The organism is Clostridioides sp. ES-S-0006-03, assembly GCF_020662275.1.
Classification (GTDB): domain Bacteria; phylum Bacillota; class Clostridia; order Peptostreptococcales; family Peptostreptococcaceae; genus Clostridioides.
This window is the reverse complement of sequence record NZ_JADGMM010000016.1, coordinates 19447-33127: the sequence shown is the minus strand read 5'-3', so window position 1 is coordinate 33127 and position 13681 is coordinate 19447. Positions and strand designations below refer to the sequence as shown.

At 26.7% G+C, this 13681-nt stretch carries 19 protein-coding genes; all 19 read left to right on the top strand.

Annotated elements, in window-relative coordinates:
* The first annotated feature begins 13 nt into the window (after window positions 1-13).
* The 19 genes from IR151_RS17305 to IR151_RS17225 all read left to right on the top strand — a co-directional run bounded on the left by IR151_RS17305 (window position 14) and on the right by IR151_RS17225 (window position 13633).
* Complete coding sequence (locus IR151_RS17305) at window positions 14-553, top strand: RNA 2'-phosphotransferase (RefSeq protein WP_227436853.1); 540 nt, start codon at window positions 14-16, stop codon at window positions 551-553.
* A gap of 133 nt (window positions 554-686) precedes the next feature.
* The gene (locus tag IR151_RS17300) at window positions 687-1088 is read left to right on the top strand and encodes a DNA ligase (RefSeq protein WP_227436851.1); all 402 of its coding nucleotides are present in this window, start codon (window positions 687-689) and stop codon (window positions 1086-1088) included.
* 96 nt (window positions 1089-1184) lie between these two features.
* The gene (locus tag IR151_RS17295) at window positions 1185-1688 is read left to right on the top strand and encodes a hypothetical protein (RefSeq protein WP_227436849.1); all 504 of its coding nucleotides are present in this window, start codon (window positions 1185-1187) and stop codon (window positions 1686-1688) included.
* Between the two features lie 99 nt (window positions 1689-1787).
* On the top strand, window positions 1788-3968 hold the full coding sequence (locus tag IR151_RS17290) for an adenosylcobalamin-dependent ribonucleoside-diphosphate reductase (RefSeq protein WP_227436846.1): 2181 nt from the start codon (window positions 1788-1790) through the stop codon (window positions 3966-3968).
* Between the two features lie 36 nt (window positions 3969-4004).
* Complete coding sequence (locus tag IR151_RS17285; RefSeq protein WP_227436845.1) at window positions 4005-4379, top strand: hypothetical protein; 375 nt, start codon at window positions 4005-4007, stop codon at window positions 4377-4379.
* 11 nt (window positions 4380-4390) lie between these two features.
* Window positions 4391-4522, top strand: a complete 132-nt coding sequence (locus tag IR151_RS20285; RefSeq protein ID WP_255621673.1) for a hypothetical protein — start codon at window positions 4391-4393, stop codon at window positions 4520-4522.
* Between the two features lie 36 nt (window positions 4523-4558).
* Window positions 4559-4966 (top strand): hypothetical protein, encoded by a 408-nt coding sequence (locus IR151_RS17280; RefSeq protein WP_227436842.1) that lies wholly within the window; start codon window positions 4559-4561, stop codon window positions 4964-4966.
* A 22-nt stretch (window positions 4967-4988) separates the two neighbouring features.
* Complete coding sequence (locus tag IR151_RS17275) at window positions 4989-5378, top strand: hypothetical protein (protein WP_227436841.1); 390 nt, start codon at window positions 4989-4991, stop codon at window positions 5376-5378.
* A 149-nt stretch (window positions 5379-5527) separates the two neighbouring features.
* Entirely contained in the window at window positions 5528-5833 is a 306-nt protein-coding gene (locus IR151_RS17270) for a hypothetical protein (protein ID WP_227436839.1), read from the top strand.
* A gap of 4 nt (window positions 5834-5837) precedes the next feature.
* Window positions 5838-5987, top strand: coding sequence for a hypothetical protein (locus IR151_RS17265; RefSeq protein ID WP_227436837.1), 150 nt, complete (start codon window positions 5838-5840; stop codon window positions 5985-5987).
* 9 nt (window positions 5988-5996) lie between these two features.
* Window positions 5997-6131, top strand: coding sequence for a hypothetical protein (locus IR151_RS20280; protein ID WP_255621672.1), 135 nt, complete (start codon window positions 5997-5999; stop codon window positions 6129-6131).
* Window positions 6132-6179: 48 nt separating this feature from the next.
* Entirely contained in the window at window positions 6180-6449 is a 270-nt protein-coding gene (locus IR151_RS17260; RefSeq protein WP_227436835.1) for a hypothetical protein, read from the top strand.
* Between the two features lie 26 nt (window positions 6450-6475).
* The gene (locus IR151_RS17255; RefSeq protein WP_227436833.1) at window positions 6476-7594 is read left to right on the top strand and encodes a hypothetical protein; all 1119 of its coding nucleotides are present in this window, start codon (window positions 6476-6478) and stop codon (window positions 7592-7594) included.
* Entirely contained in the window at window positions 7595-10723 is a 3129-nt protein-coding gene (locus tag IR151_RS17250) for a PHP domain-containing protein (protein WP_227436830.1), read from the top strand.
* Window positions 10724-10825: 102 nt separating this feature from the next.
* Window positions 10826-11077 carry a hypothetical protein gene (locus IR151_RS17245; protein ID WP_227436827.1) on the top strand — a complete coding sequence of 84 codons (252 nt, stop codon included), beginning with the start codon at window positions 10826-10828 and terminating at the stop codon, window positions 11075-11077.
* The gene (locus IR151_RS17240; RefSeq protein WP_227436826.1) at window positions 11077-11385 is read left to right on the top strand and encodes a hypothetical protein; all 309 of its coding nucleotides are present in this window, start codon (window positions 11077-11079) and stop codon (window positions 11383-11385) included. Before IR151_RS17245 ends, IR151_RS17240 begins: the two co-directional genes overlap by 1 nt.
* Window positions 11386-11452: 67 nt before the next feature.
* Window positions 11453-12013: a hypothetical protein gene (locus IR151_RS17235; protein ID WP_227436824.1), complete on the top strand. Its 561-nt coding sequence runs from the start codon at window positions 11453-11455 to the stop codon at window positions 12011-12013.
* Between the two features lie 11 nt (window positions 12014-12024).
* Window positions 12025-12693 carry a hypothetical protein gene (locus tag IR151_RS17230; protein ID WP_227436821.1) on the top strand — a complete coding sequence of 223 codons (669 nt, stop codon included), beginning with the start codon at window positions 12025-12027 and terminating at the stop codon, window positions 12691-12693.
* Between the two features lie 46 nt (window positions 12694-12739).
* Window positions 12740-13633 (top strand): hypothetical protein, encoded by an 894-nt coding sequence (locus IR151_RS17225; RefSeq protein ID WP_227436820.1) that lies wholly within the window; start codon window positions 12740-12742, stop codon window positions 13631-13633.
* Window positions 13634-13681: the final 48 nt, after the last annotated feature.

Here is a 13681-nt window from a genome sequence, read left to right as displayed (position 1 = left end):
TGAGGTGAAGTCAATGAGTAAAAAAGATAATTTATCTGTATTTATCAGTTTAATATTAAGGCACAAACCAGAAACTATTGGAATTAAACTAGATAACTATGGATATGCAGATGTTAATGAATTGATTGGAAATATAAATAGTACTGGAAGAAATATTAATATGGAAATCCTTGAGCAAATAGTTAAAGAAGATAATAAGCAAAGATATAGTTTTAATGAAGATAGGAGTAAAATTAGAGCAAATCAAGGCCATTCTATTAAGGTTAATGTAGAGCTAAAGGAATTAAGACCTCCAAAATGTCTTTATCATGGAACGACAATTAGATTTCTATATAACATTAAAAAGGAAGGTATTGTTAGAAAAAGTAGGTTATATGTACATTTATCAAATGATATAGATATCGCTATTAAAGTTGGGAAAAGGCATGGGATACCTATAGTTTTAAAAGTTAATACAGAGAGAATGTATGAAGATGGATATAAGTTTTACTTATCTGAAAACAATGTTTGGTTATGTGAGTATATACCATTTAAATATGTGGAGATTGAGTAGTTAAAGAAAGTTGTTCCATTGTTAAAAGGGAGCAACTTGAAAATTAAATCATATTAAAATACTAGTTTTAATACGATTTTACCTAGTAGAGTTAAAATGAAATAATAAAAATATCACATTAAGGAGGACTTTAATGTCAGAGCTTTTAAAAGTAAAAGAAATATTTGAAGCTTTAGCTGCTACATCTAGTAGAAAAGAAAAAGAAATAATATTAGAAGAAAATAAAAATAATAGAATGTTTGCTGAATGTTTACAATTCCTATTGGATTCAAATATTCAGACTGGAATATCTAAAAGTAAAATATTTAAAGAATTAAATAGCATCAGTTATAATGAATTAGATAATATATATGATATGATTGATTATTTGATTAATAATAACACTGGAAGGGATATAGATGTAAAGACGGTACAAGTATTTGCTAACAAAGATGAGGAATTAAAGTATTTCATATTTAGTTTAGCTACAAAAACAATTAAATTAGGTATAACATACAAAACCGTAGATAAGATAATGCCAGGTTTGATTATCTAATAAATTTATATTTTTTATAAAAAATCATTGAGAACATAGAAGGTATATGTTATAATATAAATATAAATAAAACAGAGAAGGTAAAAAGGTGATAATATGACTGATAAAATAATAGTTGCAAGTGTATTAGGAGAAGATATGATATTTAGAACGGAAATGAAAAAGTTAGAAAGAGGGGATGAGATAATAGTATCTGTAAATGGTAAAAAGGAACTGGCCATATTTATTAGATATATAGATAAGTGTGAAGAGTATATAGAAGATATAGCCTTTCAAAAAATAGATGAGACACTTTATGAAAATACAAAGGCTAAAGAGTCAGAAAGATTAAAAAAAGTATTCAAAGATAAATGTATGAAAAATTATAAACCTATTATTAATATGGAAGTAGATTATTATTTAAGAGAATGTGGTTTTAATTGTGAGGGTAGAAAATTTTTAAAAAATATAGATAATTCACAAATTTTAATTTATAGAGATTGCAATAAAGATATTTTAACTGTATCAAAAGGATTAACTTTAACTAAAACGGATATAACAAATAAGAATTTAATTACAATTATTAAAATAATAAATAATAGTTTATCAGTAGTTAGGTAGTAGAAATGAATTATAGTTTTAAGGGGGAGAAAAATATTTTTAGGTGGGTTAGTACTTTAATGTATTATAAAATGATTTTCAAATAAAAGGAGCGATTTAATGATAAGTTGGGAAATGAATGAAATGCAAAATGCCATATGGAATAATAAATATAGAAATAATAATGAAACTTTTGATGAATGGCTTAATAGAGTATCCAATGGAAACAAAGAAACAAGAAGATTAATACAAGAAAAAAAGTTTTTGTTTGGTGGCAGGATATTAGCTAATCGGGGATTGTATAAAGATGGTAGAAAGATAACTTACTCAAATTGTTATGTTTTGCCTACCAATGATTCTATTGAAGATATATATCAAACATGTAGTGATTTAGCTAGAACCTTTAGCTATGGAGGAGGAGTGGGAATTGATATCTCTAAGTTAAGACCTAGAGGAGCGAAAGTAAATAATTCAGCGAAATCTACAACTGGTGCAGTTTCCTTTATGGATACATATTCTTTGGTCGCTGAGACAATAGGACAAAGTGGTCGTAGAGCAGCTCTTATGATATCTCTTGATGTAAAACATCCAGATATTGAAGAATTTATAGATATTAAAACGGATTTAAACAAAATTACCAAAGCAAATATATCTGTAAAAATAACAGATGAATTTATGCAAAAAGCTACAGGAATAGATTCAAATCCAATGTATAATTGTTCTTTTACAAGAGAAGAAACTGGTGAAATTATAGTTAAAGAAATAAATGCTAAAGAACTATTTAATAAATTATGTGAAAATGATTGGAATTATGCAGAGCCAGGAATTTTATTTTGGGACAAAATAAATAATTATAATTTATTGAGTGAAGATGATGAGTTTGAATATGCAGGTGTAAATCCCTGCGCCGAGGAGCCGCTTCCAGCAGGTGGAAGTTGTCTTTTAGGTTCATTTAATTTAAGCGAATATGTTAAAGAGGATAAAACTTTTAATTATAATGATTTTAGAAAAGATATAAAAATAGTAGTAAAAGCAATGAACGATGTTTTAGATGAAGGTTTACCTTTACATCCATTGAAAATCCAAAGAGATACAGTTAGAGATTACAGACAAATAGGAATTGGAGTTATGGGAATAGCTGATATGCTTATAAAAATGAATGTAAGATATGGTTCAGAAATGGCTATTGAATTATGTAATGTGATAGGTAAATGTTTAGCAGATGAAACACTAAAACAATCAGCCTTATTATCAAAAAAATATGGAACATACCCAAAGTACAAAGAATGTATTTTAAAATCAGAATTTATTCAGGAAAATGCATCTCATGAAACACTAGAATTAATCGAAAAATATGGTCTTAGAAATTCACAACTTTTAACAATAGCTCCTACTGGAAGTATATCAACTATGTTAGGAATATCTGGAGGAATAGAACCAATCTTTGCCTTTTCTTACACTAGAAAAACTGAAAGTTTACATGATAAAGAAAAATATTATAAAGTCTACACACCTATAGTTAAAAAATATATGAAAGAAAACAACATTGAAGATGAAAAAGCACTTCCTGATTACTTTGTATCAGCAACAATGTTAACACCAAGAGAGCGTATTTTAATGCAGTCTGCATTTCAAAAACATATAGATGCAAGTATCTCATCTACTGTAAATTTACCACATGAATCAACAATTGAACAAGTTAAAGAGTTGTATTTATTAGCATGGATTAATGGGCTAAAAGGATTGACAATATATAGAGCTGGCTGTAAACGTGAAGGGATTCTTACAACTAATACTATAAACAACACACAAGAGCTTAAGAGAGGAGACTGGAAATCTGTATCAAATGATACTGTTTCATATAAAAAAGAGCTATATGTTGGATGTGGTAAATTAATTTTATTTATATCCTATTCAGAAAAAGAAAAAGCCATACAGGAGTTGTATGTAAAAAAGGCTGGTTCAGGTGGGTGTGAAAAACTTCTTGAAGCTGCAACAATCGCAATGTCTGGGATGCTTAGACTCGGAGGAACTTTAGATAATATAGAAAAGGCTTTGAAGGGTGTTAATACTTGTCCTAGTTTTGCTACAAGTAGAGCAAAAGGAAATATATTAGACCGAGGAAATCATTGTGGCATCACTATTTTAAATGCCGTAAAAGATTTTCTTAAAGAAAAACAAGGAGAAAAAGTGGAAGAATCCAAAAAATTTAAACCAAAATGTCCTGATTGTGGGTTAGAAATTCAAATGATGGAAGGGTGTATGACTTGTCCTGATTGTGGGTGGAGTAAATGTAATTAATTGAGGGAGATTCTTCCCTCTTTGGAGGTGGCTTAAATGGAATTTAGTGAACAAATTATAAAAATTTTAGATAATCTAAGTGATAAAGTTGGAATGACTATTGATTGGTCTAATACGAATGTAATTCCATATTTACAAGCATTAACTAATAGATACATTAATTATGAGGTAGTTACAAGTATATTTTGGATAATTATAGGTGTAATTGTAATAATTCTTGGTGCTTTATTGATTTATCTAAATCGGAAATTAGATGAAGATGATTTTCTGATATTCGTATATGTTGGTTTATTAATTATAATTCCTTCTATTGTTTTTATAATTATACAATCAATAGATATAATAACTGCAAAGACATTTCCAGAAAAAACTATAATTAATTACTTGATTGAAATAAAAAATAATATTTAGAGGTGATTATTTTGACTAAAGAAGAATTTATAGTTAAATTTCTAAAAGAACAATATAAAAGAAAAAAGGTTTTAAAAAATGAAGTTGAAAATTTTAAGATGGATAGAAGATTTAATGAGTGGAAAAAGTCTAAGAGACATTAAAATGTTTCTTTTAATACAATGTAAGGAGGAAACTGTATGTATTTTGAAACAGACATTATAAAAAATAAAAATACTATAAATCAAATGATTGAGTATTGTGGTGGAAATACTAAAAAGCTAGAAAATTGGCTAAAAGAATTAGAGAATAAAAGTATTAATAATTTAGAAGAATTAAAAGAATATCCATTAAAAAGAAATTACACATTTGTATTTTCAAAAAAGGAAGCACCTAATTTAAATAAACTTATAGAAATAAAGCTAAGAGATAATTATTTAGAAAAACGTGAGATTTGTAGTTTAGAAAATCTCTTAAGTATGTTAAATGATGAGATTTTAGATTTAAATAAAGAAGATATTTATTATGAAGATAATATTGAATGGATTGAAAATTGCAAAAAAGAATTAATTAAATTAAAGGTAGGGAGTATTTGTATAGACTGGTAGGAAAAATTAAAGGAGTGATATTGTGAGATTTTGGTGCGAGAATTGCAATAAATATTTCAATAGAGAAGAAACATTACAAAAATATAATTATTATTTAGACGAAAAGATATTTATATGCCCTACTTGTAAAAAAGATTTAATATCTATAGCTAGGAAAACAGAATTATCATTAGGTTTTGATAGTGATATAAATCAACTAATTTATGTTGAATATGATTCTAGTGATTATAGCTTTATTAGAACTATAAATGCCGATATTGAAGACATACCAAAACCTATAATATCTTACATGAAAAGTTTAAATAAAAATAGATTAGATTTAAATGGAATTACAATAACAATGAATGGCCAGAATTTTATAGAATTACCAATAAGAGATTTAAGTGAATGCTGTAATTATGAAAAACTATAAATCTTTTATTGATGATAATGTACTGTAGATTGTTCCAAAAGATAAAAAAATTATAAAATACAAAGACGAATATAAGTATGTTGCTTTGAAATAGATGAGGTTGTAGGTGTGGTTAAAAGAAAGATTTTATTAGATAAGGAGTATTAAGCATGAAGCAATGTAAAGACTGTAAGAATTTATATAATAAAAATAGTACTTGTTATAACTATGAAAAAGAAGAAAGTATTTCATGTGAGCAATTTACTTGTAAAGATAATGGATTGACAATAAAAGAAAATATAATAATGGATAATTTGGTTTCAGCGTGGAATGAATTTATAAAACTAGACAAACAACATCCTAGTGAATTAAATGATTTTTGTGACGCAATACATAAAGCACAACAAATCCTAGGATTAAGGGTTCTAAGAAATGATTATCCAGAAGGTTGGAATAAAAAATATAACAAGGAGTGATGATATGTCTACAAAAAGTATATTAAAAAATATAGATATAAAAGATGAAAATTCAGCAGAAAAACTAATATCAGCTTTAGAAGAATCAGAAGATAAACAAAATTCAGATTTAGATATGCATAGAGTTTGTACTGAAAAAGAAGCTAAAGATTAGGTGGATAGAATGAAAAAAGAGTCTATTGAACAATTAAAAATATCTGAAGAAGATATAGATTATTTATGGTATGAAGCAGTTGATGTAGTTGAAGGAAATTATTATTTAGATAAATATAAAGTGAACTTATCTAAATGTGAGTAAAAGACAGATTTTATCACAAGGGTAGAATAAAAAACTAAGGAGGAAGTTATGGAAAAATTATATAGATTTAATTGGGATTGCGGAATAGGTGGAGATGTAGAAGGTATGTTTATAGCAACAGAAGATGAAGTAGGTTCAGCGATGGATAAAGATGTTTATTTTGGAGAAATATTAGGTAAACACAGTGAGGTATATGGAGTATTAGAAGAACATGATTTAGAAGTTTTAGACGTATCAGATACTACAGTACAAGAATTGAAGAAGGTGTTAGGGCGTAGTATAAGCGGATATAACCCATTAGAATATATAAAATATTAATTAAAACAACAGTTTTAAAAGGAGTGATGATTATAGAAAATACAAAAATGTTATGGAAAGAAAAAAATAAATGGATATATAATGATGACTTCATAAAGTATCTTATAAAAAAATTTGAAAGTGGGTATAGTATAAATTCAATTTCTAAAAACTTAAAAATTAGCTATAAAGCATTAGAGAAAATAGTAAAAGAAAACAATATTAAAGCACCTATATTAAAAAACAATTCTAATTTCAAATCTGTTTATCAAAGTTATGATTGGTGCTATCAGAAATATATGGTAGAAGGGCTGAATCATGATGAAATGGCAAAAGAAGCAAATGCAAGTAAAAGAGTGATTGAAAAATGGTGTACAGAAAAACACAAACTAACTCAAAAATACAGACAAGAAAATAAACAACTCAATTGCATTCAAAAAGACATTGTAATAGGTTCTCTTTTAGGGGATGGACATATAGACAAAAGACTTGACCAACCAATATTTATCATATCTCATGCAGAAAATCAAAAAGATTACCTGTTTTGGAAATACAATATTATGAAAGATTTCTTTAATTCTCCTCCCAAATATTATCCTCAAAAAGAAAAATATTTTAAACAGAATGGTTATGTATGTCAGCCATTTTACAGGATATCTAGCCGCATACATAATTGTTTTATAAAATATAGAGAAATGAAAGTTGTAGAATTAATGAACAATTTAAATGAACTGTCATTCTCAATATGTATGTTAGATGATGGTTATAGAGGCGAAAGCAATTGGGATTTATGTGTAGCCGCATATTCATTAGAAGAAAAAGAATCTTTAATTAAAATTTTAAAACAAAACTTTAAAATTAATGGATATATAAAGAATTGTGATAATAGATATTTAGGATTTATGGCGGTCGATAGTAGAAAAATAGACAAAATAATTTTAAACAACCTTCCAAACAACCTCGATATTATAAAATATAAAATTCTTAATAAAAAGAGCAAGGCTGCAAACTATAGATATGTAAATTTAGAAAATGGAGGAAAAGTAGGGTTGTCTAATTTCTGTAGAAAAAACAATATATCTGTAAACAACGACAAAATCAAAGAATTATATGATAGTGGATTTAGAAGCGAAAAAATTCTAATTGAGAAATATAGAGAGGTGTAAATGAACCATTATACAATAACTCACATACATACAGATAGGTCTTCTGGTACAACTAATATAGATAGTGTAACAAAGCCAGAGCAATACATTTCTAAAATAGCAAATCTAGGTATGAAGTCTATAGCTTTTACAGAGCATGGTAATATATTAGATTGGTCAAAGAAAAAAAGCTTGTGTGAAAAACATGGTATAAAATATATCCATGCAGTTGAATGTTATATAACAGAAACACTAGATGAAAAAATAAGAGATAACTATCACTGTTGTCTGTATAGCAGAAATTTAGAAGGTGTCAAAGAGTTAAATAAATTGATTTCAAGTTCATACAACAGAAAAGACAATCATTTTTATTATGTTCCTAGAATTTCCTTTGAAGAATTAATAAAAACAAGTGAAAATATAATAGTAACTACGGCATGTTTAGGAGGAATATTTGGAAAAGGAAACGATGAAATTAAAAAAAGATTTTTGGATTTCATTATAAAAAATAAAAATAGATGTTTTTTAGAGATACAACATCACTTAGATGAAAAACAAATTAAATTAAATAAAGAATTGTATAGCTTAAGCAAGGGATATAATCTTAATTTAATTATTGGCACAGATACTCATGCTCTTGATGAATCACATGCAAAAGGAAGAATAATATTGCAAAAAGCTAAAAACATTCATTTTAGTGATGAGGATAAATGGGATATAACTTTAAAGACTTATGATGAATTAATAGAGTTATATTTAAAGCAAAAATCAATTCCAATAGAAAATGTAAAAAAAGCACTTCATAATACTAATGTACTTTCAGATATGATAGAAACCTTTGAGGTAGACAAAAGTTATAAGTATCCTAAATTATATGGAAATCCAAAGGCTATCTTAAAAGAAAAAATTATTCAAGGAATTAAAAAAAGAGAAATCTCTAAACATTCAAATTATGAGTCTGAATATCTACCAAGAATAAAAGAGGAGTTAGAAACTTTTGAGCATAACAAAGCTATCAATCTTTTATTATTAGATAACGATATAAAAGAATGGGCAAGAAATAATAATATATATCATGGATATTCTAGAGGGTCAGTTGCAGGAAGTGAGATATGTTATATTATCGGAGTGACTGATATTGATAGTATAAAACATGGCCTGAATTTCCAAAGATTTATGAACAAAGAAAGAGTTAGTTTAGCAGATATAGATACAGATTGGGATTCTACAGGAAGAGAGAAGGTTAAACAATATGTATATAGTAAAGATGAATTATATTGTGCAGATATAATAACATTTAACACAGCAGCATTAAAAGGAAGTATAAGAGATGTTGGAAGAGCGTTAGATATTCCATTGTCACAAATAGATGATGTATGCAAGAACATTGAAATAAAAGAGAATTATTATAGAAGTATTTATAAGGAATTGTTTGAATATGTTGACATAATAAATGGTACAATTGTTTCAATTGGCACACACCCTTGTGGTTTAGTCGTAAGCCCAGTACCACTTGAAGAAAATATGGGGACGTTAACGCTTTCTACATGTGAATATCCAGTTACTATGTTAAACATGAAGGAAATAGACCACCAAAACTATGTGAAATTGGATTTGCTTGCATTGGATACAGTGGAAATTGTAAACAAAACCTGTGAACTTGTTAACATTCCTAGATTAACTCCTGATAATATGGTTAATGATATTAAAGTTTGGGAAAGCATAAGAGATAATACATTAGGAATATTTCAATGGGAGTCTGATTCAGCACAAGCATACTTAAAGCAATTGTTTTCTAAAAACACGATAGAAAGAATAAGAAAAGCAAACCCAAATTTTAGTTATATAGATATATTTTCTGTTGGCAATGGAGCTATAAGACCAGCAGGAGCTTCCTATAGAGATGAATTAGCAAATGGACAATTTAGGGATAATGGACATGAGGCTTTAAATGAATTTTTAGCTCCAACACTTGGATTTTTAGTATACCAAGAACAAATATTAGAATTCTTAAATAAGTTCTGTGGTTATTCAATGGGTGAGGCAGATATTGTAAGAAGAGGGTTTGCGAAAAAAGATGGGACAGAAGAGTTCATACCAAAAATTAAATTAGGATTTATTAATACTATGAATAAAAGATATAGTATTAGTAAATATGAATCAGAAAAATTAATAGAAAATTTCTTAAATGTAATAATAGATGCAAGTGATTATTTATTTTCATTAAATCATTCAACACCATATTCTTATCTAGGATATGCTTGTGGTTATCTTAGATATTATTATCCGTTAGAGTTTATTTCAGTTTTATTAAATACAAATAATGGAAACATAGAAAAAACATCTAAAATAACAGAATACGCACTAAAAAGAGGTGTGAATATTTTTAATCCTAAATTTAGATTCTCCAAGTCTGAATATTTCTTTGATAAAAAAACAAATAGTATTTATAAAGGTATTGAATCTATTAAATTTTTAAATTCTGATATAGGAGAGTATCTATATTCTCTTAAAGATAATAAATATGATTCATTTTTAGAACTATTGAATGACTTGCAAGGACATATAAACTCCAAACAATTATCTATACTAATTAAATTAGATTTCTTTGAGGAATTTGGAAAGTCTAGCAAACTTTTAAAAGTTTATGATATTTACAACTCAATCTATAATAAAAAACAATTTAAAAAAGATAGTTTACCATGTGATATAAAGGTTATGAGAAAATACTCTAATAAAGAAACAGAAAAAAAGTTTAAAGAGGTAGATACGAAAGAATTATGCTCCTATCTTGTAAATCAAATAGAAAGTGTTGATACCCCAATTAGTAAAAAAATACAAACTAATTTTGAGTTTGTAGGTTCATGTAATATAAAAGACAATAATTCAAATCCAAGACATTGTTTAGTAATAGATGTAGATACTAAATATTCTCCTAAACTCACACTATACAATCTAAAATCAGGCAATAAAAAAATTCTAAAAGTAAGTAAAGCTGTTTTTGAGGACAATAAAATTGATGTTTATGATTTGATTTATTTAAAATCAATTGAAGAAAGAGTTAAATATAAAAAAGTAGATGAAAAATGGATTAAAAGTAATACAGAAACGGAATGGTGGATTCGGGAATATTGGAAAATAGAAAATTAAAAATATGACCTCGTATATGGCTTTCTAAGTCTTTGTATAAAATACTGTTTATATTTATACCTTATAATCTCAAAATGGCGTATACGAGGCAAGTGAAAGGTAGTGATTTCAATACTTATAGATGAACAAAGATACCGTGATTTATTAGAGACAAATAGAGAATTAAATACTAAAATTGATGAATTAAATGAAGAAATACTCTTTTTACAAGAAGAGAATAAAGAGTATGGAGGAGTTTTGGAAAAGTGGCAAAATGTAAAAGAAGAAATTAAATCTGCATATGAAATTAGAAGAAAACTAAATAGGAAATATGGAAAATTAGAAATGATATGGCACAAAATTGAGGATTTGTAATGAAAACAAATAAAATATATGAAAAAAATGAATACATTATTATTAAAGTCCGAAATGGATATATTGTCTATAATACTAATAAGATATTTGAGGAAGGTCACACTCATCTTAAATGTTATAATGCTGCTAAAACTGCAATTGATTTAGCTATTAAAAAAAAGATTCCTAGAAGTCATTCTTTATACTTCCTTACAAGTTTAATAAGAATTTCTAATGATATAAATTATATAGAGAACATAAATACTATTATAAACACAAGAAATAGAAAATATCCTAAAGAAAAATATATAAACTTTAAAAATAATTAAAAAAACTATTGAGAACGTAGAAGGTATATGATATAATGTAAATATAAACAGAACAGAGGAGGTATTTATGAGGTGGAGAAATATAATTGTAACAGGAGCTTTAATAGTTGGTAGTACTATAACTATATTTGCTAATACAGAAGAAATTAACACTAGTAATATAAATAAAAACGTAATACTAGATACAACTAAGAATATTGACTTAATGTATAAATACGAATGGGAACAATGCAAAAATAGTAAAGAATATAAGTTGGAAATAAAAAAAATGAACTTAGAAAAAGAACTTAATATCAAAATAGAAAAATTAATTCCTACAATATGGGAAGTAAGTTATTATACTTCTTTAAATTGTGAAAATAGTAAACATGGAGCTGTGACAGCTACAGGAGAAAAGTTACAATATGGTTTTGTCGCCAATAATCATCTTAAATTTGGAACTAAAATATTGGTTGATGGTAATTTGAAGGTGGTTAAAGATAGAGGTTCTAATAAATATTTTGGTAACTCTAATGCAATAGATGTATTTGTACCAAGACTAAACAAGGAGAGTGATTCTAAATATTATAAGAGAGTAAATAATATGGGAAGGCATTATAAAGAAGGGTATATTATAGTTGAAGATTAGGAGTTGGTAAGTTGAAAGTAAATGGAATAAAAGTGTCAGAAATTATCAATGTATCAAATGTATATGTATATGGAATTGAAGAAAGTATAATAGCAAGTGGATACCCAATGTATAAACAACAGGTAATAGATATGAAAGAAATAAATATTTCAGAAAAAGATTTAAAACGAGCAAATCAATTAGGCAAATCAAAGCAAGGTTCAGGTCATGATTGCTTCTCTAAAGGAATTATTGTACAGATGGATTTACAATGGTCAGAATATATGTGGAGACAATGGGACAGATACCATCATAACGATTATGTCTCAAGTCAAAGTAAAATGCATAGATTAACTAAATTTAACCTTGATAATATGTGTAACAAATATGTTGATAAAAATACAATAAATTTCTTAAATGAATTAATTTATGATTACAATAATTTTGATGAATTAAAATTATCCGCATCTGATAAAGTGACACTTAGGAATGGGGAAAATATCGAGGCCACGAAAGAAAATCTCTGGAAAATAATAATATCGAATTGTCCATCAGGATTAATGTTAACTGCAAGAGTTACATTAAATTATCTACAAATAAAATCTATGATAAGTCAAAGAGAAAATCATAAAATGGAAGAATGGAGATTCTTATGTGATTTTTTTAAAACATTACCAAAATATAAAGAATTAATGATGTAGCAAGTTTTGTTAGCAATTAAATTTTAAATATAAAGGAGAAGGGTAAATGGCAGAAAAAAGAATAAATTATAATCAAGTATTTGTATTAGGAGAAGTTTTAGACATTTTAAATATAGCTAGAATGAATCAAGGAACTAGCCAAGAAGCAATAAGATTTACCTTAAAAGTTGAAACGGAACCAAATGAATCAGTGAATGTAGACTATTTTACATCAATGTTTAAGTCAGATGGTTCACCAAATCAAATGTTTTTAGGGATAGAGACAATAGCTAATGAAATAAAAACTAGAGCAGAAGATGGAAAAGGAGATATTGTTAGATGTGTTTGTTCATTAGACAATAGCTTATATTATAAAGATGGTGAAAAGAAAGAGCGATTCCAGATATCAGGAACTTTTTGCAATAGAGAAAAATATGATGACAAAGGTAATCCAATTGATGACAAGGGTGAAGTAGTAAAAGCAATAAAGGCAAGTCAAGTTTGGAGAGCATATACATTAATTGAAAATATAGAAGAAAAAGAAGATGACTTAGGTAAATATTTAGAGATTAAGGGTCTAATTAATAAATATGGTAAGCAAGGTTGTAATATGACATTTAGAATACATAACAAAGATATGATAGAAGGATTTAAAAGTTTATATAAGGTGGGAGATGTTGGTCTTCTTGAAGGTACAGTAAAATCTATAATTACTAGTAAATCAGCAGGGTTTGGTTCAAGAATCAAAAAAAGTGCTTTTACATTTTTAGAAATAGAAGGTGGAGACGAACCTTTGAAAAAAGGAGATGAAATATTAAGTGATAAAAATTATCCATTTACAGATAAAAATATAGAAGCAATGAGAGAAAAAATAAAAGAAAAGGATGAAAAAGAAAAACAAAGAGATATTGATAAAAATGGTAAGACAGTTGAAGTAAGTGATGATGATGTACCTTTTTAATATTTAATAAATATAATTGTGATAAATATTAAATAATTTATTTAAAAG

Coding starts and splice junctions, on each gene's coding strand:
- IR151_RS17255 (WP_227436833.1), top strand. CDS start 6,476: ATGATTATAGAAAATACAAAAATGTTATGGAAAGAAAAAAATAAATGG.
- IR151_RS17265 (WP_227436837.1), top strand. CDS start 5,838: ATGTCTACAAAAAGTATATTAAAAAATATAGATATAAAAGATGAAAAT.
- IR151_RS17295 (WP_227436849.1), top strand. CDS start 1,185: ATGACTGATAAAATAATAGTTGCAAGTGTATTAGGAGAAGATATGATA.
- IR151_RS17280 (WP_227436842.1), top strand. CDS start 4,559: ATGTATTTTGAAACAGACATTATAAAAAATAAAAATACTATAAATCAA.
- IR151_RS17225 (WP_227436820.1), top strand. CDS start 12,740: ATGGCAGAAAAAAGAATAAATTATAATCAAGTATTTGTATTAGGAGAA.
- IR151_RS17240 (WP_227436826.1), top strand. CDS start 11,077: ATGAAAACAAATAAAATATATGAAAAAAATGAATACATTATTATTAAA.
- IR151_RS17305 (WP_227436853.1), top strand. CDS start 14: ATGAGTAAAAAAGATAATTTATCTGTATTTATCAGTTTAATATTAAGG.
- IR151_RS17260 (WP_227436835.1), top strand. CDS start 6,180: ATGGAAAAATTATATAGATTTAATTGGGATTGCGGAATAGGTGGAGAT.
- IR151_RS17285 (WP_227436845.1), top strand. CDS start 4,005: ATGGAATTTAGTGAACAAATTATAAAAATTTTAGATAATCTAAGTGAT.
- IR151_RS20280 (WP_255621672.1), top strand. CDS start 5,997: ATGAAAAAAGAGTCTATTGAACAATTAAAAATATCTGAAGAAGATATA.
- IR151_RS17250 (WP_227436830.1), top strand. CDS start 7,595: ATGAACCATTATACAATAACTCACATACATACAGATAGGTCTTCTGGT.
- IR151_RS17290 (WP_227436846.1), top strand. CDS start 1,788: ATGATAAGTTGGGAAATGAATGAAATGCAAAATGCCATATGGAATAAT.
- IR151_RS17270 (WP_227436839.1), top strand. CDS start 5,528: ATGAAGCAATGTAAAGACTGTAAGAATTTATATAATAAAAATAGTACT.
- IR151_RS17235 (WP_227436824.1), top strand. CDS start 11,453: ATGAGGTGGAGAAATATAATTGTAACAGGAGCTTTAATAGTTGGTAGT.
- IR151_RS17300 (WP_227436851.1), top strand. CDS start 687: ATGTCAGAGCTTTTAAAAGTAAAAGAAATATTTGAAGCTTTAGCTGCT.